At 60.3% G+C, this 17,566-nt stretch carries 14 protein-coding genes; 4 read left to right on the forward strand and 10 right to left on the reverse strand.

The genetic code is table 11. The annotated features are described in order from the left end of the window. Nucleotides 1-34: 34 nt before the first annotated feature. From JNB88_RS30095 to JNB88_RS30125, 7 genes are all read right to left on the reverse strand, one after another. Nucleotides 35-844 (reverse strand): cytochrome c oxidase subunit II, encoded by an 810-nt coding sequence (locus JNB88_RS30095; RefSeq protein WP_220358648.1) that lies wholly within the window; start codon nucleotides 842-844, stop codon nucleotides 35-37. A 145-nt stretch (nucleotides 845-989) separates the two neighbouring features. Continuing rightward, nucleotides 990-1,376: a c-type cytochrome gene (locus JNB88_RS30100; RefSeq protein WP_223217389.1), complete on the reverse strand. Its 387-nt coding sequence runs from the start codon at nucleotides 1,374-1,376 to the stop codon at nucleotides 990-992. A 187-nt stretch (nucleotides 1,377-1,563) separates the two neighbouring features. Then, nucleotides 1,564-2,565, reverse strand: a complete 1,002-nt coding sequence (locus JNB88_RS30105; protein WP_220358650.1) for an LLM class flavin-dependent oxidoreductase — start codon at nucleotides 2,563-2,565, stop codon at nucleotides 1,564-1,566. Between the two features lie 160 nt (nucleotides 2,566-2,725). Beyond that, nucleotides 2,726-4,099, reverse strand: coding sequence for a TadE/TadG family type IV pilus assembly protein (locus JNB88_RS30110; protein WP_051977166.1), 1,374 nt, complete (start codon nucleotides 4,097-4,099; stop codon nucleotides 2,726-2,728). 22 nt (nucleotides 4,100-4,121) lie between these two features. Further along, on the reverse strand, nucleotides 4,122-4,724 hold the full coding sequence (locus JNB88_RS30115; protein ID WP_223217390.1) for a TadE/TadG family type IV pilus assembly protein: 603 nt from the start codon (nucleotides 4,722-4,724) through the stop codon (nucleotides 4,122-4,124). Next, nucleotides 4,711-5,277: a TadE/TadG family type IV pilus assembly protein gene (locus tag JNB88_RS30120; RefSeq protein ID WP_223217391.1), complete on the reverse strand. Its 567-nt coding sequence runs from the start codon at nucleotides 5,275-5,277 to the stop codon at nucleotides 4,711-4,713. The genes JNB88_RS30115 and JNB88_RS30120 overlap by 14 nt, the downstream gene beginning before the upstream one ends. Nucleotides 5,278-5,675: 398 nt before the next feature. After that, a complete protein-coding gene (locus JNB88_RS30125) occupies nucleotides 5,676-7,985 on the reverse strand; it encodes a methyl-accepting chemotaxis protein (RefSeq protein WP_220358651.1) in 2,310 nt (769 codons plus the stop codon). A 243-nt stretch (nucleotides 7,986-8,228) separates the two neighbouring features. On the opposite strand from JNB88_RS30125, the gene ruvC reads away from it, so the two are divergent. The 4 genes from ruvC (at nucleotide 8,229) to JNB88_RS30145 (ending at nucleotide 11,113) form a co-directional block, all read left to right on the forward strand. Next, nucleotides 8,229-8,741, forward strand: a complete 513-nt coding sequence (ruvC, locus tag JNB88_RS30130) for a crossover junction endodeoxyribonuclease RuvC (protein WP_037136926.1) — start codon at nucleotides 8,229-8,231, stop codon at nucleotides 8,739-8,741. A 33-nt stretch (nucleotides 8,742-8,774) separates the two neighbouring features. Then, nucleotides 8,775-9,392 carry a Holliday junction branch migration protein RuvA gene (ruvA, locus tag JNB88_RS30135; RefSeq protein WP_220358652.1) on the forward strand — a complete coding sequence of 206 codons (618 nt, stop codon included), beginning with the start codon at nucleotides 8,775-8,777 and terminating at the stop codon, nucleotides 9,390-9,392. Between the two features lie 79 nt (nucleotides 9,393-9,471). After that, nucleotides 9,472-10,512 (forward strand): Holliday junction branch migration DNA helicase RuvB, encoded by a 1,041-nt coding sequence (gene ruvB / locus JNB88_RS30140; protein ID WP_037136928.1) that lies wholly within the window; start codon nucleotides 9,472-9,474, stop codon nucleotides 10,510-10,512. Nucleotides 10,513-10,549: 37 nt separating this feature from the next. After that, nucleotides 10,550-11,113, forward strand: coding sequence for a DinB family protein (locus JNB88_RS30145; protein ID WP_220358653.1), 564 nt, complete (start codon nucleotides 10,550-10,552; stop codon nucleotides 11,111-11,113). A gap of 12 nt (nucleotides 11,114-11,125) precedes the next feature. Here JNB88_RS30145 and JNB88_RS30150 read toward each other — a convergent pair whose 3' ends face one another. From JNB88_RS30150 to JNB88_RS30160, 3 genes are all read right to left on the reverse strand, one after another. Further along, nucleotides 11,126-12,508, reverse strand: coding sequence for a virulence factor family protein (locus tag JNB88_RS30150; RefSeq protein ID WP_220358654.1), 1,383 nt, complete (start codon nucleotides 12,506-12,508; stop codon nucleotides 11,126-11,128). Beyond that, on the reverse strand, nucleotides 12,505-15,108 hold the full coding sequence (gene mprF / locus JNB88_RS30155) for a bifunctional lysylphosphatidylglycerol flippase/synthetase MprF (protein ID WP_220358655.1): 2,604 nt from the start codon (nucleotides 15,106-15,108) through the stop codon (nucleotides 12,505-12,507). The genes JNB88_RS30150 and mprF overlap by 4 nt, the downstream gene beginning before the upstream one ends. Before the next feature lie 225 nt (nucleotides 15,109-15,333). Then, nucleotides 15,334-17,469, reverse strand: a complete 2,136-nt coding sequence (locus tag JNB88_RS30160; RefSeq protein ID WP_420832231.1) for a mechanosensitive ion channel family protein — start codon at nucleotides 17,467-17,469, stop codon at nucleotides 15,334-15,336. Between the last annotated feature and the right edge of the window lie 97 nt (nucleotides 17,470-17,566).

The raw sequence follows: 17,566 nt of genomic DNA on the forward strand, positions 1-17,566 counted from the left end.
CCGTCACGGCCGCTCCCTTGGCCGTAACGCCGGCCTATTCGGCCGGTTCAACCGCTGCCATCAGCTGCGAAAACGTCTGTTGCTGGGCCAGCCACTCCTGATAAGCGTCCGCCTCGTCGACAACGACCGTTCCCCGCATCTGCGCATGTCCGACACCGCAAAGTTCGGCGCACAACACTTCGAAAGTGCCGGTCCGCGTCGGCGTAAACCAGAAATAGGTCACCGAGCCGGGGATCATGTCCATCTTTGCCCGGAACTCGGGAACATAGAAATCATGCAAGACATCGACCGAGCGCAGGTGGACACGCACCGGCTTGCCGATCGGCAGATGCAGTTCGCCGCCCGCGATGATGATGTCGTCCAGACCGGCTGGATCGTTCGTGATCACACCGAGTGGGTTATCGGGGGAAACCGCACGATTGTCCGCTCTGCCAAGCTTGCCGTCGGCACCCGGCAACCGGAAATTCCACAGCCATTGCTGCCCGACGACCTCGATATCGCCTGCATCCGCCGGAACCGTCACGAACTGGTGCCACACAAAGAGGCCAGGTGCGAGCATCGCTCCCACGCCAAGGGCCGTACTCCCCGCAAGCCACCATTCAAGGCGCTTGTTCTCCGGCTCGTAGGCCGCACGGTTGCCGGGCTTGTGCCGAAAACGATAGATGCAATAGGCCATGAAGGAGATCACGGCGACGAAGACGAAACCGGTGATCCAGAACGTGATGGTAATGGTGTGGTCGATGTAACTCCAGTTCGACGCAATCGGAGTCCACCACCACGGGCTGAGCAGATGGAATACCACCGACCCAACCACGATCAGAACGAGAACCAGCACGACAACCATGCGTTCCTCCCAAGTCCCTGCTGGCTGCGAAAATTACCCGCAATCCGTCGGCACTTACGTTAGAACTATCTCATAAAGAAGACATGACGGCAATGGCGCGAAAGCAACCGCGCTGCACTGCCAGCCGATCATCAACAAACTGATTTCATTGCGAGAATTGTTTAAGGTAGGCGATCAGGTTGAGAATCTCACCGTCGTCCTTCAGGCCGACGAACACCATCTTGGTGCCCTTAACCTTCAGCTTCGGGTTGTGAAGATAATCGCGCAGCGAATTCTCGTCCCAGACCAGTCCGGCCGTGCCTGCGGCCTTCATCGCTGGCGAATAGGCAAAATCCGGATGCGTGCCGGCGGTGCGCCCAAACAGGTGGTTCAACGACGGCCCCACCTTGTTCTTGTCGGTATCCGCCACGTGACAGACGGCGCATTTCTTGAAAACCGTTTCCCCGGCCGCAGCATCGCCTTCCTGGGCGATGGCGGCCGAGGTGTGAAGACAGATCAGTGAAATCAAAACAGCAAGACCACGGTAACGCATAGCAAGCCTCATCCTCCAAAGGTTGCTCGAAACCGGCCGCGCGCGCGATTTGCGGCGTGCGCCGTCCATCACACTTGTATCGCGCAACGCCGAACGACATTGCGTGATCAAGCAAACCTATGACTCGGCGGCGCTAAGTCAATTCGGACAAACGGCTATGGGGCCTAGTGGCCCGCCTATCGCGGCATTAGGCCGCGGCGCGAAGGAAGCTTCCAAGCCCGGCGAAAAGCTCGACCGACCTCAGTCTCGCCTCGATGTCGTGGATCGGCATCGAGATGATGACTTCGTCGGCCTCGGTCTCGACGAGGAATTCCGTGAGCTTCGCCTCGGCCGTCTTCTGGGAGCCGACGACGGCGTAGCGCAATGTATGCTCGACGGTCATCTTTTCCATCGGTGACCAGAAGCTCTCCATGTCCTCGACCGGGCGTGGAAACTGGCCACGCACATTGCGCCGCAGGTTGACGAACTGCTGCTGGGCCGAGGTGAAGTGATACTGTGCCTCCTCGTCAGTCGCGGCGACAGAGCCCATCACGCCGACCATGACGTAGGGCTTGTCGAGCACCGCGGACGGCTTGAAGCGGCTGCGGTAGATGTCGATGGCATCAAGCAGCGAATCCGGCGCGAAATGCGAGGCGAAGGCATAGGGCAACCCAAGCATCGCGGCGAGTTGGGCGCTATAGAGGCTGGAACCAAGCAGCCAGATCGGCACGTTGGAATTCATGCCGGGGACAGCAAGGATCGCCTGGTTCTCGATCGGTGCTCCGAGAAGCTGCTGTAGCTCGACCACATCGTTCGGGAAACTCTGCGCTCCGGCATCGAGATTGCGCCGCAGTGCCTGTGCCGTCCGCATGTCGGTGCCCGGTGCCCGCCCGAGTCCAAGATCGACCCGGCCCGGAAACAGCGCCTCCAGCGTTCCGAATTGTTCGGCGATGACCAGCGGCGAGTGGTTCGGCAGCATGATGCCGCCCGAGCCGATACGAATGCGCTTGGTAGCCGCGCCGACATGACCGATCACGACAGCCGTCGCCGCGCTGGCAATTCCCGGCATGCCATGATGTTCCGCCAGCCAAAAACGATTGTACCCGAACTCCTCGGCCCTCTGCGCCATACGCGCCGAACTCTCGAGCGACTGACGGATCGTGCCGCCTTCTGGAACGGGAGCGAGATCGAGAATGGAGAAGGGAACCATGGCGAAGCCTGTCGGTAGTTGGAAGGACAGGTCTATGTAGGTGTGGACTCCGCCCAATCCAAACGAGCCGGAAAAGAAAGGGCCTATCTGGGCCAGCCTCTAGCGCCTTGTCCCCAAGTGGGGGTTTTCCTTACCGGCACCCAAGCGCGTCAATAGGTGCCTATCTGCTGACACGAAGGTTGGACAGCGAGTCGCCAATTTCCTTGAAGGCCGACTGCAATGCAGCGCTCGTTGGCGAGTTGAAGAAGAAGGCGTTCTGGCTGGCGCAGCCCTTCAACAGGTCCTGCGTCTTGAGATTCGGGCCGTTGAAGGCGATGGTGTAGACGATCACCCCGGCATTCTTCATCGCCGTGCAAACCTTGCTCAGACGGTTGTCAAGCTCATCCTGCGCGGACGACTGATTGCTCGTCCCAAGCTTCTTGTCGGCCAACCAGCCGTAAGCCGTGTAGACGTCACTTGTCATCGTGTTCTCACCGTCGGTCATGATCACGGCGGCCTTGCTCATGTTGTTCGTGTTGTAGTCCAGCGGAAGCTTGTATGTCGTCATGTCGCCGCCCCACAGCCCGCGCCACTTTGGAGACAGCATCCGCCAGCCCCAGACGGCGCCGAAGTTGATGTGAGTGTTTCCGACAGCGGTCATTGCGGCGATGGCCGATACGACCTTGGCCTTCTCGGGGGTCATGCGCGTTACCTCTGCCGGGCAGTTCTTGTTGGGCCCTAGGCTTGTGCCTAGGTCCTTGGCATAGTTTTTCGTGCCGTTGCTGACGCTGATCCAGTTGTTGTCCGTGCCGTCCCGCCAATAGTACGGCTTGATCGGCTTGTCGGAAGGAACAGCGTCGGACATGTCGTCTGCGGCGACGCTCTGTGCCTCGACACAGCCACCCCACGACGTCGTTCCCCAGTCGAGCGCCCCGAGCGATCCGCTCTTCAGCCAGCCCGTATGCGCCTTGCCCACGTTTACCGTCTGCGAGAACGGCACGATGCCGACATAGAGGTTCTCCGCGACCGCCTTGTCGCCGTAGAGGATTTCGACGAGGGTGTTCGCGGCAGTCTTGAGGCTGGTGAGCGGAGTTCCTTTCATCGAGCCAGTATTGTCGAGCACGAGGGCCAGTTCGAGCCCGCCCGTCGAGCGCTCGATCACGCTTGTAGCACTGGTGCTGATTGTTTGAACGCCGAGGATCTTCATGACTGTAGCGGGTGCGCTGGCGCTCGCGTTCACCGTCAGTGTCTTGTTGTCACTGCTGATCGTCCAGGTAAGACTATCCAGCGTCGCTTCGATTTGCCCTTCATCAAAATTTGCAACCGTGAACTTGCGCAGTTGCGTCTCAATCGTCTTGGTGTCGAGCCGGGCAACTGTCGAGAGCGCCCCGGCGTCGATTGATCGCTGCAAGCTCGAATGGAGCAGCATCAGGCGGGCCGCATCGATGCCGAATCCCGTCGCTCCGATGAGAGCTATGCTCACAACGCCGACAAAGGGCAGCACGGCACCATCTCGGTCCTTGAGGAAGCGGGAGATCGTGGATCGCAATGTCATGTGATCATCCTTCCAATTGGTGCTAGCAACCCGGAGCGCTGGTGAGACTGCCAAGGCGTGGGCGGAAAACTGCTGTCTTGTAGAGCTGTGTGTCGAGGTCGGGCAGAACCTTGGCGAAGAGTGGAGTGTATTGGTAGAACACCTCGGCAACGATCACATCGTCCGTCGCGTCAAGCACGAGTCCGCCTGGGAGCGTTGCGTCCTTGGCGACCACGCCGATCTTGCTCGTGCTCGCATGCCCCCCGCCCTTGCACTGCCATGCCACCTTCGGGGTCGCACCGCCGGTCCGTGAGACCGATGATAGGATCACGTAGCCGTTCTCCTTGAAGTCTTCGGTTCCCATCACTTCGGAAGAAACCGAGAAAATGGACGTGATATCGGCCGAGGTGACTGCCTCATAACGCGAGATCGCATCGGCGACCGTTGAAGCCATCTGGGACGCCCGGAAATGCGATCGTGCGTAAAGGCCTATCTCACCCCCGCCGCACAGCAATAGCAGCAGCACGGGCGTGATGATTCCCATCTCGATGCCGGCGACGCCGTCATTGTTTGCCGCAAGTCGGCGGACATGACTTTTTGCCGCGGCCAATCGTCTGCGAAGGGCGCCGAAATCAATAGGGCTCATTCTGAACCACCGCCGTTGCCGTCAGCTCGACGGTGCCATTGTTGCCAACAATCTGCTTGAGAACGGGAGTGTGGAAGGTCCACGGGTAGGTCACCGTGTAAAGAACGACCTGCGCTGTACCGCCGTAGCCATTCGCTCCCTGGTCCAGGTCATAGGCGCCATTGCCGTTGACGTCCGTGAAATTCTCGCCGTCGTCCCGGACGCCGTTGCCGTTTTTATCGGTGAACGGCTCCGGCTTCTTGAGAACATCGAACCCCTTGTAGGACATGCTGGTGATGACGAGCTTGTCGACGTCCATCAGGACACCCGCCTGCGACCGGATCTTCGCCTTGACGGTGGCGTCTTGCGTCGAATCCTCCGAGACGAAGCCGGTTCTGCCGGTTCGCGCGGCGTCGTAAGTCGCGTTCTTCAGGAGAATGTCGGCGGCAAAGGCAATTCCGGACTCGACGATGGCGAAGGTCAGGAAAATAAGGGCCGGGGCTATCAATGCGAATTCGACGGCGGTAGCGCCGTCTTCCGAGAATCGGAACCGCTTGAATTTCGGACTCCCCAACGAACACCCCATCCGCTCGAACGATCTAACGCTCTCGGATTTTCTAGCGGTCGAAACTTCACAGGGCCCTAAAAGGATAGATAAAATGCTATGCAACCAGTAATTTATTTCCTGATTGCGCATTCTCGAATGGCGATTGAGTATTCGTTGATGCGGTCGCAGCGTGAATTAAGTGCAGCAAAGTGACGCCAACGAGCACCCTGCTTCCGCCATAAACCGCGCCGGCCTCAACCCTGCCGCAGGGCCGCGGTTTGGGCAGCGACCACGCGAATTGGCGTTTCGCTAGAAAAAGCTACCGAGTAGCTCCTGTCATAAAGAAGCCTCGGCAACCCGCGCCATGCTGGTTGCCGAGGCTCAATAGCCACTTACCGAGTGACTGGCCTACATACCGGCGCTCTTCAAGCCCGACGCCGCAGCTCATACACCTCAGCAGCATGATGTTCCTGCGTCAGCGTGAAATTCGCCAGCTGCCGGTCCATTTCAACTGCCTCGGTTGCAAGCCGGTGGATTGCTGCGGTGGTTTCCTCGACCATCGCGGCGTTCTGCTGTGTCATGGCATCCAGCTCGGAGACTGCCGTGTTGATCTGCCGCAGCGTGTCCGCTTCCTCGCGCGTTGTTTCCATGATCTCGCTGATCTGACCGTTGATCGCTTCGACGTGGCCGCCGATGCCGGTCAGCGCATCGCCGGCGCGTTCGACGAGCGATACGCCCATTTCCACTTCATGCGTGGACTTCTGCAGCAGGCTCGCGATTTCCTTCGCGGCACTCGACGAACGCTGCGCCAGTTCGCGCACCTCCATCGCAACGACAGCGAAACCCTTTCCGGACTCGCCTGCACGCGCCGCTTCGACACCGGCGTTGAGGGCGAGCAGGTTCGTCTGGAAGGCAATCGAGTCGATCACCGCAATGATCGAGTTGATCTGGCGCGAAGAGGTTTGGATCGCTTCCATTGCAGCGATCGTTTCGCGCATGATCTGGCTGGAACCGGTCGTTTCCCGCTTTGCGTCCCGTGCAATGCGTTCGGCCTGCTCGGCGCGCTCGATCTGAATGCGGACCGATTGGGTGATCGCGTCGATCGCGTTTGCCGTCTCGGTGATCGAGGCGGCCTGCCGTTCGGTGCGACCGGCAAGCTCGTCGGCGCCGGTGCGCATTTCCTCGGAGCCCGCACGCACCGCCATCGAGTTGCCGCCGATCGCCGTCATCGTTTCGCTGAGCGCGGCCAATGCCTGGTTGAAGTTCACGCGAAGGCCCTCAAGTTCGCTCGGGAACCGGGTCTCGATCTGATAGGCAAGATCGCCATCGGCAAGATGGTTCAGACCCTCGTCGATCGCCTGAACGACCTCCTGCAGCGTCCGTGCTTCCGCCTCGCGCTCCGCCATATGCTGCTGGCGATCACGCTCCGCACGAGCCCGCGTTTCGTTGCTGGCAGCTTCCAGCTCGCGGCTTTCGACCAGTGATTGCTTGAACCGGGCCAAGGCCTTGGCCATCGTGCCGATCTCATCGCCACGGTTCTGGCTGCCGATGTCGACATCCAGCTTGCCGTCGGCGACATCACGGGTGATCCCCGCAAGCTTGGCGAGCGGCGAGAACAACAGCTTGGTGATCGCCCATGTTGCCACGGCCATGACGGCAAGGACACCAAACGCGATCATGGTCAGGAGAGTAGCGATCTCGAGAGAGCCTGCGTTGAGCTCGCTGAGGCGCACACTTTCCACGACGAGGAAGCGCGAGCCCTGGTAGTCTATACCGCGGACATAGGCCCGTGCCTGACCATCGGAACGATCGAAGTCGTCGACCGTCATACCCTTTGCCGAAAGCGCGTTCTTCGCGAATGTGAAGGGCGCGGTATCGAGGGTGGCGAGCTGTCCGGCGGCATTCAAGCCGATCGCCGAGCCGTCATCGGAGATGATCGCCGTCTGCGCGGTGCTGCCTGCCACGATGCCTTTGGCAAGAATGCCGGTGATGATGTCGTCGCGTACCTTGAAGAGCATTATGCCCTTTGCGGCACCAAGCTTGACGATCGGCACGGCATAGAAGATTGCCGACTTGCCGCTTGCTGAGTCAACGCGAAGGCCGGAGAAGCCTGTGGGTGCGGAATCGTCAGTCGCCTTCGCGGTATTCTCGATCGCCTTGGCGAAAGCCAGACCGGCACCGGTCGACTTCCATGCATCGCTCTTCAGGTTCTCGGCGAACTCGTCGTTCTTCTTGTAGGAGTAGAGGACGTTGCCATCGAGATCGGTAATCAGCAGGTCGCTGAACGCCGTGTTCTCAAGGTCGCGGGCAACCTCGCTTTGCGTCGTCTCATGGTTGGAATAATAGAAACCGCTCGGTGCCTCCGGCTTCATCAGCTTCTCGCGCTGGTCGGCCGGGTTCGGATTGTTGGTGATGAACACCTTCTTCAATTCGGCACGTGCATCGCCTGACGTCTTCTCGATGGTCTTCCAGCCGCTCTTGAGGCTGGTGATCGACATTTGCAGCGCTTCGATGCGCGCGATCGAGTTCGCCTGGTTTTCCAGCTGCTCAAGCTGATCCTGCAGCATGTCGCCGCGAAAGATGAGGACGCTCTCTTTGGCTTTGAGCGCCTGCTCGCCGGAAATGCGACTGCTGGCGAAGTAGGCGAGGACGTTGATGACCGCGATCGACAATGCGGTCAGCAGGATGAATGTGGCAATGACCTTAAAGGACAGGGATTGAAATCTCTGAACCATGAACGCTGAACCCCTTCCGGAACGGCTCCTACCGGCAGGACCCAGAACATCCGACCGGCTAACCTGTAAACAGAAACACGGGAGCCTTGCCTTCGCACGAAGGGAGCTCCTCTGACATTTTATCGGTCAAAAGTCGGCTACGGAGCTTAAATTGCCGTAAACGGCCAGCCTGAAAAACAAGGAATGTTTTTGTTTTGTTCACATATCGATGGCAGTTATTTTACAAGTGAAATAGGGTGAAGCATGCAAAATACGATTCGCATCATCGGCGTCGATCCCGGCCTACGTCGCACGGGCTGGGGAATTATCGAGACGCTCGGCAATTCCTTGCGCTTCGTCGCTTCGGGCACAGTAACATCGGACGGCGACATGGACCTGGCTTCGCGCCTTTGCCAGTTGCACGACGGCCTCGCCGACGTCGTCCATAGCTACAAGCCGGATGAGGCCGCCGTCGAACAGACATTCGTCAACAAGGATGCTGTTGCGACACTGAAACTCGGCCAGGCCCGCGGCATTGCCATGCTGGTCCCTGCTCGCGCCGGATTGCCGGTCGCGGAATACGCGCCGAACGCCGTCAAGAAGGCGGTCATCGGCGTCGGCCACGGCGAGAAAAAGCAGATCCACATGATGCTGAAAATCCTGATGCCGAAGGTCGAGTTCAAGGGCGACGATGCCGCCGACGCGCTGGCGATCGCCATCTGCCACGCCCACAACCGCGGCAGCAACCGTATGCGGCAGGCTGCACTTGCCGGCTAATCTCCACTGAAAACCACCGAACGGACCATACGCATGATCGGCAAGCTCAAAGGCACCATCGAAGAAATCGGCGACGACTATGTGCTCGTTGATGTCCACGGCGTCTGCTACGTCGCCTTCTGCTCGGCCCGCACCCTGTCCCGCCTCGGCTCGGTCGGCGAGGCCTGCGTGCTCTTCATCGAGACCTATGTTCGCGAAGACCAGTTGAAACTCTTCGGCTTCATGAGCGCGCTTGAGAGGGAGTGGTTCATCCTCCTGCAGAGCGTCCAGGGCGTCGGTGCAAAGGTAGCTCTCGCCGTGCTGTCGACCCTGCCTCCGGCCGAACTGGCCAACGCCATCGCACTGCAGGATCGCACTGCAGTCGCACGCGCCCAGGGCGTTGGTCCCAAGGTTGCCGTGCGTATCGTCACCGAACTGAAGAACAAGGCGCCGGCCCTTGCCGGAGAAGCGTCGGGCACGATCGGCCTCAAGCAGGAACTGGGGGAAGGTGTCGCCGCCGCACCTGTCGCCGACGCTGTTTCCGCGTTGACGAACCTCGGCTATTCCCGCGACCAGGCGGCCAACGCCGTTGCCGCCGCAATGAAGACCGCCGGTGAAGGCGCTGACAGCGCCAAGCTCATCCGCCTCGGGTTGAAGGAACTGGCTCGCTGATCCGATTGCCCGAGCGGGTGCCAAAAGCCGCTCGCTTGGTGTATTGGTCACGAGCGTTTGAAGATTGGGAAATGCCAGCATGAGTGAAGCCGCGCGCCTGATATCGGCCGAGAAACGAGGCGAAGACCTGGATGTGACGCTGCGGCCGCAATCGCTGGACGAGTTCACAGGCCAGGCGGAAGCACGCGCAAACCTGAAAGTCTTCATCGAAGCAGCGAAAAACCGCGGCGAGGCACTCGACCACGTGCTTTTCGTTGGCCCACCCGGGCTCGGCAAGACTACGCTCGCGCAAATCATGGCGAAGGAACTCGGCGTCAACTTCCGCTCGACCTCCGGCCCGGTGATCGCCAAGGCTGGCGATCTCGCCGCACTTCTGACCAACCTCGAAGAGCGTGACGTGCTCTTCATCGACGAAATCCATCGGCTGAGCCCGGCCGTCGAGGAAATCCTCTATCCCGCAATGGAGGATTTCCAGCTCGATCTCATCATCGGAGAAGGTCCTGCGGCGCGCTCTGTCAAGATCGACCTGTCGAAATTCACCCTCGTCGCGGCGACGACGCGCCTTGGCCTGCTGACTACGCCGCTGCGCGACCGCTTTGGCATTCCAGTGCGCCTGAGTTTCTATACCGTTGACGAATTGGAGCTGATCGTTCGCCGTGGCGCACGACTGATGAACCTTCCCATGACCGACGATGGTGCGCGGGAAATCGCTCGGCGAGCCCGCGGCACGCCGCGTATTGCCGGTCGCCTGCTCCGCCGCGTGCGCGATTTCGCGGAAGTGGCCAAAGCCGAAGCGGTCACCCGCGAGATTGCCGACGAGGCACTGACCCGGTTGCTGGTGGACAACATGGGCCTCGACCAGCTCGACAAGCGCTACCTCAACATGATCGCAGTCAATTTCGGCGGTGGCCCCGTCGGCATCGAAACCATCGCTGCAGGCCTTTCCGAACCGCGCGACGCGATCGAGGATATAATCGAGCCCTACATGATCCAGCAGGGTTTCATCCAGCGCACCCCGCGCGGCCGCGTTCTCACCGCGACGGCCTGGAAACATCTCGGCATGCAGCCGCCCAAGGATCTCGAGGCGGCACAATTTCGCTTGTTTCAGGAAGACGACTGACGCCTGCGGGGTGCCCCGCCAGGAGAGGGAGTTACCGATGTCGACGTTCGATCCCTCCAGGACCGCCCGCAAGCTTGCCTACAACAATGCGCTCGCGAACCACAGACTGCATGAGGCCTGCGGCCGGCTACTGCCGGGCGAGTTCGAAGGCGTTCGGGTGAGTTTCTTTCCCTCGATCAAGGCAACGCTCAATCACATTCTGACCGTCGACTGGTTCTATGTCGATGCGCTCGAAGGCGGAACGCTTGGGCCCGCCGCCTGGAACATCGAGGAGCCGTTCGACAATATCGCCACGCTTGCTGCCGAGCAGTCCAAGGTCGATCGCCGGCTGGTTGCGCTTTGCGAGGCCGTCACCCCGGAAAAGCTGGCATCGACGATCGAAATCCATCGTTCGGAGCGTCTCCAGCGCGAGCGGATGGAAGACGTCCTGAACCATCTCTTCCAACACCAGACCCATCACCGAGGGCAGGTTCACGCCATGTTGGCGGGAACGAGCGTGCCACCGCCGCAACTCGACGAATTCATCGTCGCCGACGACGGCCGCTTCCGGAGCGGCGATATCGCCGCTCTCGGCTGGAGTGAAGAATACTTGATGCGTTAGGTCGCGACGCAATCAGTCTTGCAGTCGGGCCTTCAGCCCGTCGATGATCGTCTTGCTCAGAAGCTCATAGTTCTCATCGAAGTGGTGGTCGCCGGCCAGCGCGATCACATCGACGCCGCTGTCCTTCAGGTCGGGACATGCGACCTCGTCGTCGTCTTCCTTTCCGTAGATGCACTGGACGATCTTTGGATCGACCTTCTTCAGGTCGTCAACCGGGTCGCCACCGGCACCTTCCGTCTTCTGGCCGAGCCAGCCCATGACGGAGATCTGGTAATCCACCTCGTGCGAGAGAGATAGCAGCGACATCTGGGCAATAGTCTCCTTGGCGGCCGGCTTCAATCGCGTAAAGGCGGCAGGCACGACGTCGGCGCCAAAGGAATAGCCGATGAGGAGAACATGCTTCACCTTCCACTGCTTCCGGTAAAACTCGATGATTTTGCCAAGATCGTCCGCAGTCTGCTGCGGCTGGCGCTCCGACCAGAAATAGTGAAGCGAGTCGACACCAACCACGGGAACGCCCTGCTTCTGCAACGCCGCGCCGACCTCCTTGTCAATGTCGCGCCAACCGCCGTCTCCGGAATAAATAATCGCCATCGTATCGAAGGCTGGCTTGGCATCCAGAATGGTGAGGGGCAGCCCCAGCGGGTTGTCGGCACTGCCGGAGGCGTCGATCAGGTCGGAGAGCGTGTCGCTCAGCGTCGTCTGCGCATCGCCCTCGGAATCGCGGATGTCGATATCGGGGTGCTGCTTCTTGAGCTCTTCGACATGCGCTCGGCCGTCTTTGCTTGCGGACGCCGTGAACGAAGCGATGATCGGGTCCGGCAGCGATGTGTCGCTGAGCCCATAGATCATGCGATCACCGACCGTTTGTTTCTTCGCCGGTGTGCAGAGTTGCTTGGTAAGCGGAATGCCCGCGGCCGGATCGACCACCAGCGTCTCGCCTATGGTGGCGTCCGGTGTCTGCGCTGCGATTGCCAGTGCCAAGGCTCCACCCTCACCGACGCCGGCGATGATCGGTAGATGATAGGCGCTGTTACCGGCCGCGCGCTGCACCTGCTGGCTCAGCGACTCGATATCCGACACCATGTAGATGCAGCCGTCATTCTGGCTGAGGTCATAATTCCTGAGCGCATCCATGTAGGATGCGAAATCGATACCGATGACGACCGCCCCCTGCTCGACAAGCCGATCGGCCTCCGCCTTCTCGTTGTCGCCCCAGCCGGCGCCATCCGATATCAGCACGACGGCCCCTTTCACGTCGCCTTCCGGCAGGAAGATATGCGGCGAAGGAATGAGCCCGGTTTCAAAACTCTGCGTCGTCTCGGTTGCCGCCATTGCGACCGGCACGGACAGTAACAGGGCGCAGACGGCTGCAAGAAGGTGTCTTTTCATCATTTCCTCACTACCCCTCGCAATCCGCCGCCGATCAGGAACGTTGCGTCCATCAGCGCAAGCATCGGATTGCCTCCACCCGAAACCGCAAGATACCGCGGATGCCACTGCGGATGAAACTTTGATTTGAAGGCCCTGAGGCCCTTGAAGTTATAGAACCGCTCTCCGTGTTCGAAGACGGTGCTGCCGATGCGATCCCAGACGGGAGCGACCTCGCGCTTCGACATGCCCGAAAGCGGTGCCATGCCGAGATTGAAATGCGAGAAGCCTTCGCTGCGCAGGTACTCCATGATCTGGACGAAGAGGAAGTCCATCGATCCCTTCGGCGCATCCGGCGAGAACCGCATCAGATCGATAGTTCCCTCGTCCTTCGCGGCCGTTATCAAGATATTGGCGAAGGCGACGATCTTGCCTTCCCGCTTCAGGATGCCAACCGGCTGGGCAACGATGTAGTCGGCATCGAACGCCCCGAGCGAGAAGCCTTTCTCCTTGGCATTGTGATCCTCGAGCCAGGCACTCGAAACCGCGGCAAGCTCGTCCATCACGCCAGGAACGTTTTCTGGCACGATCACCTCGAACTCAAGGCCGTCACGCTGCGCGCGGCTCGCCGTCTGCCTGAGGTTGGCCCACTTGCCGCCTTTCATTTCGAAGGTCTTGAGGTCGGCGACAGCAAGCTCACCCAGCTTGAACGCGCGCAGCCCTGCATCGGCACAATGGGAAAGCAGGGCCGGCGAGATCTGGTAGAACACGGCGCGACAGCCGGCCGCGCGTGCAGTCTCCACGAAACGCCAGACGAGTTCCGGGATAGCACTGCGCTCGCCGATCGGGTCGAAGAGCGCGATCCAGGAACGGCCTTGCCTTCCGTACATGATGAAGGCGTCGCCCTTCTCGGAGAACATGATGCTCTTGTCGCCCATCCGCACCAGATTGGCGTCGGCATAGCGCTGCCTTTCGACGATCTCGACCGCCCGCTGCAACGCGTCCGTTGACGCAGGCTCCGGCTTAACCGCCACCGGGCGAAGCAGGCTGAAGATCGCAATTGCCGAGGAAATGATGGAGATACCGAGCACGGCGCGCAGACCACGCGGGGCCTCGTCGGCAAATTCGAACTGCCACCAGAGCTCGCGGCTGTACTCGACGTCGCGGTAGACGAAGAGCAGGATGACAATCGCGCCGACACAGATGACGGCGATGGCGGTCAGCCACGAGGCCGTCAGCGTCTGGTTGAGAAGGGACGCATGCCGCCGGAACAGACGGCGGCTGACGAAGAGACCGAAGATAAGGAAGCCAAGAAAACATGCCTCAACGAGCGCGATCGCCTTGAGCAGCGACAAGGCCAATGCTGCCGCAGCGGACATGATCGACACCCACCAGGCACCGTCTAGCCTCTGGCCGAGCCCACGCGCCGCAACGACGAGTGCCAGTCCCATCAGGCTCGACAGAAAATGTGCGCCTTCGACAATCGGCAACGGCAGGTAGTTAGCCAGGAACTCAAGGTTCTGGTCCGGGGTCGGCGTCACGCTTGAGAAGACCAGCATCACCCCGAGAATCAGAGAGAAGGCCGAGAGCAACTGCGGCATCAGCCGGATACCGATCTTTCGGACTCCGGATGCCACCGGGTGATCCGCGAACCGCCGAAGCTCCGTTGCCGACACGGCGAGGACGGCAAGCAGCAGCGGCAGCACATGGTAGATCAGGCGGTAGAGCACCAGCGACCCGAGCACTGCATCGATGTTCACGGCGCTGCCAAGCGAAGCGATGATAACCGTTTCGAACACGCCCAGCCCGGCTGGCACATGGCTCAAGACACCGAGGCCGACAGCAATCGCATAAACCGCCAGGAACACTGGCCAGCTGATTGCCGCCTGTGGCAGCAGGACATAGAGCACGGTTGCCGAGGCTGCGATGTCGAAGGCGGTGACAAGGAACTGTCGCGACCACGTGCGAGAGTCTGGCAGCCTGACCTCGACCGGACCAATGTGGATCGCACGGCCGTCACGGCCGATGATGGTCATGATGCCCAGTCCGACGATGACTGCACCAGCCAACAGCCGCAGACTAAGGCTGCCAACATTGATCAACGGCGCGATCTCATCGGCTATGATCAAGAGCGCAATGGCAGCGACCCCCGCAAGCCCGAGACCGAACGATAGCGTCACGAATGCAATGACCCGACCGATTTCCTCAGGCGCCAGACCGAGCCGCGAATAGGCGCGATAGCGAATTGCGCCGCCGCTCAGAGCCCCGAAACCCGCGGTATTTCCGACCGCATAGGCGCTGAACGCGGTCAGCGCCACCTGCGGAAACGGCAGCTTGCGGCCAACATATTCAATGGCATTCACATCATAGAAAACGAGGGCCAGGAAACTCAGGCCAGTAAAGACCAACGCCAGCACGATCGAGCTGACCTTGGTGTCGGCCAGCGCCTGCACCACGTCGTCGTAGCGCACTTCGTTCGTCAACTTCACGATCGCGAAGCCGACAAGGCAGAAGAGTGCAAGCGTCGCCAATGCGGTCAAAAGTGCGCGGTAGCGACTGAACAGTCCACGCACCGAAGATTCGTCGGCGTTTTCGATTTCTTCCAACTTGCCGTGCCCCGACATTTCCTACCGTCGTCATATTCCAGTTTAGCGGGAATGCGTTCGAAACACGTAACACAAGCAAGTCGCAAGCTGTATCAACGTATAGCCTGCGCTGACCGAGCCCGCCCGCCACTCTCGCCTCCTTCATCCCCAATTAGGGCAAATTTGGCGCACGAATGGCTACGGGACATTGCATTTTCGTAATGTTTCAAAGGCTTGCTTCACGCCTACCGCCGCCGGGGAAGCCTAGATGGCAGGCTCCTCCGGGCCGGCGGAACGTTGCGCTGTGTGGCGTGCGGCTGCGGCACGCGCTTCAGCCTCGTGCCCTTCACCTGAGACCTGCACCGTCGGAACGGCAAACTCGATGCCGTTTTCCTTGAAGGCGTTGCGGATCATGGCCAGCGCGTTGCGCCGGATTACGAACTGCTCTCCCGGTTTCGTCATCATCGCAAGGCGGATAACGATGGCGAACTCGCCAAACTGCTCCACACCTTTCATCTTCAGCGTCTCGATGATGTGCGGACTGTAGTCGGGATTGTCCAGGAGCTGCTGTCCGATCTGCTTGATCACCTTCTTGGCCTTCACCAGATCGGTGTCATAGGTCACGTTCAAGGTGATCTTGTCGATCGTCCAGTCGCGGTTGAGGTTCTTGACCGCCCCGAGTTCGCCGAACGGCACCGTCGTCAGCGGCCCCCGATGATGCCGCAGCTTGACGGAACGCAGGCTGAAAGCCTCAACCACGCCCTTGTGGCTGCCACTCTCGATGTACTCCCCGACACGGAAGGCATCGTCCCACAGATAGAACATGCCGCTGATGACATCCTTCACGATGGTCTGCGCACCGAAGCCGACGGCAACGCCGACAACACCAGCACCTGCGATCAGAGGGGCAATCTGGACTCCAAGACCGGACAGCACCATGAGAACCGCGATAACGGCGATGATGACGGCTAGAATGTTGCGAAAGATCGGGAGCAAGGTCTGCAGACGCGCACGCCTGGCCTTCTCCTCGTCCGTGGCGGCTCCATCGATACGGGATTCGTCCAGCTTGCCGTTGATGTAGGCACGAGCTAGGTGCCAGAGCAGGTCGGCAGCAAGCAGAATGACGATCCCACCGATCGCGCCCCGCGCAATGCGATCGATCATCGTCTCCCCGGCTGCCATTCGATCCGCGGCGAGGCCAAGCATACGGCCAAACCAGAACGCTGCGGCGGCGATGATGATCGCCCGAACGCCGCGATCAAGGAGCACGGTGGCGATCCTGCGTTGCGCAAGCAACCCTGCCTCCGCCTGATGCAGAGAGCGAACCGCCAGCGTGGCAACCGTAAGCGCCCGTGGCAGCAGCACCGCATAGATACCAATCCACAGCAACAGATTGAAGCCCGTGACCCAGAGAAGCCAGAGCAATCCGAAATAGATCGTCAGCCCCCAAGACAGGGTGAGGCTGCGATGCTCCCCTTCCTCCACCGGGCGGGACCAGACGGCCTCGACGGCAATGGCAAGCAATCCAAGGCCGAGGATGTAACCAACGAAGTAGCGGGCGCCTTCCGAAAAGCCAAGCGGGACCAGGAGCTGGATCGCCGCCCAGCCGAAGGCGAAATAAATGACGAAGAGGGCACAGCGGCGAAACCAGAACAAGGCCTTAGCCCGCGACACCTGGCGCTCGCCATCCGCCCGTGGCAGGGTCACAAGTGCGACCAGCAGCCGCCCCAAGGCGACAGCGACGCGAGCGACGATCAGCGCAATTGCGATCGCGATCGCCATGGACCGCGTAATCGGCGGCCAGTTGAAGGCAAGCAAGGGCACCAGCGTGGCCGCTGCGAACACCACTGCCGGCACTATGCGATAGAAGAGATTTGCCGTCGCGTGGTGCGCAACCGTCATCACCTCGTCGTCGCTCTGACGAACTCGCGGCTTCGGGACGACGATGCGAAACAGCAGCTCAGCCACCGCTCCGGCTAGAAACAGTACCAAGACCTCGGTCGTTATCAGCACCCAACCGGCCGGCGCGACCTCGCGCTCGACGATATCGGAGGCGGACGCCACCTCTTCGGGAATAGCCATTGCCGCATCGGAGACCATCTCGACATGACGGCGTGCATGATCGACGAGTTCGGACAATGCCGACACCTCTCCGGTTTCGGCCGGGGTGGTTGTCGGCTGAGGCTGAGCCCGCGTTTGCGTCGCCATCCACTCCTTCACTTGCGGCGTCTGCATCAAATCAAGAATCTGACGCACTTCAGCAGGCGGTTGAGCAGTGGTTGCCGCAGAAGGAGTTGAGGCAGGTGCCGTCTGGGCGGCGCCCGTACTTGCGACCCCAAGAAGGAACATCACCGATATCAGCAGATGCAATACACCACGCACACCAATTGCGAGAACCATCAACATTGCCCCCTAACGATCCCCCAACAATATATCGTGCTTTGTAAAAGAAAAGCCCGCGCATATGAGAGTGCGCGGGCCGGAAATAGTAACGGGT

This window comes from Rhizobium cauense, from assembly GCF_019511525.1.
GTDB lineage: Bacteria > Pseudomonadota > Alphaproteobacteria > Rhizobiales > Rhizobiaceae > Rhizobium > Rhizobium cauense.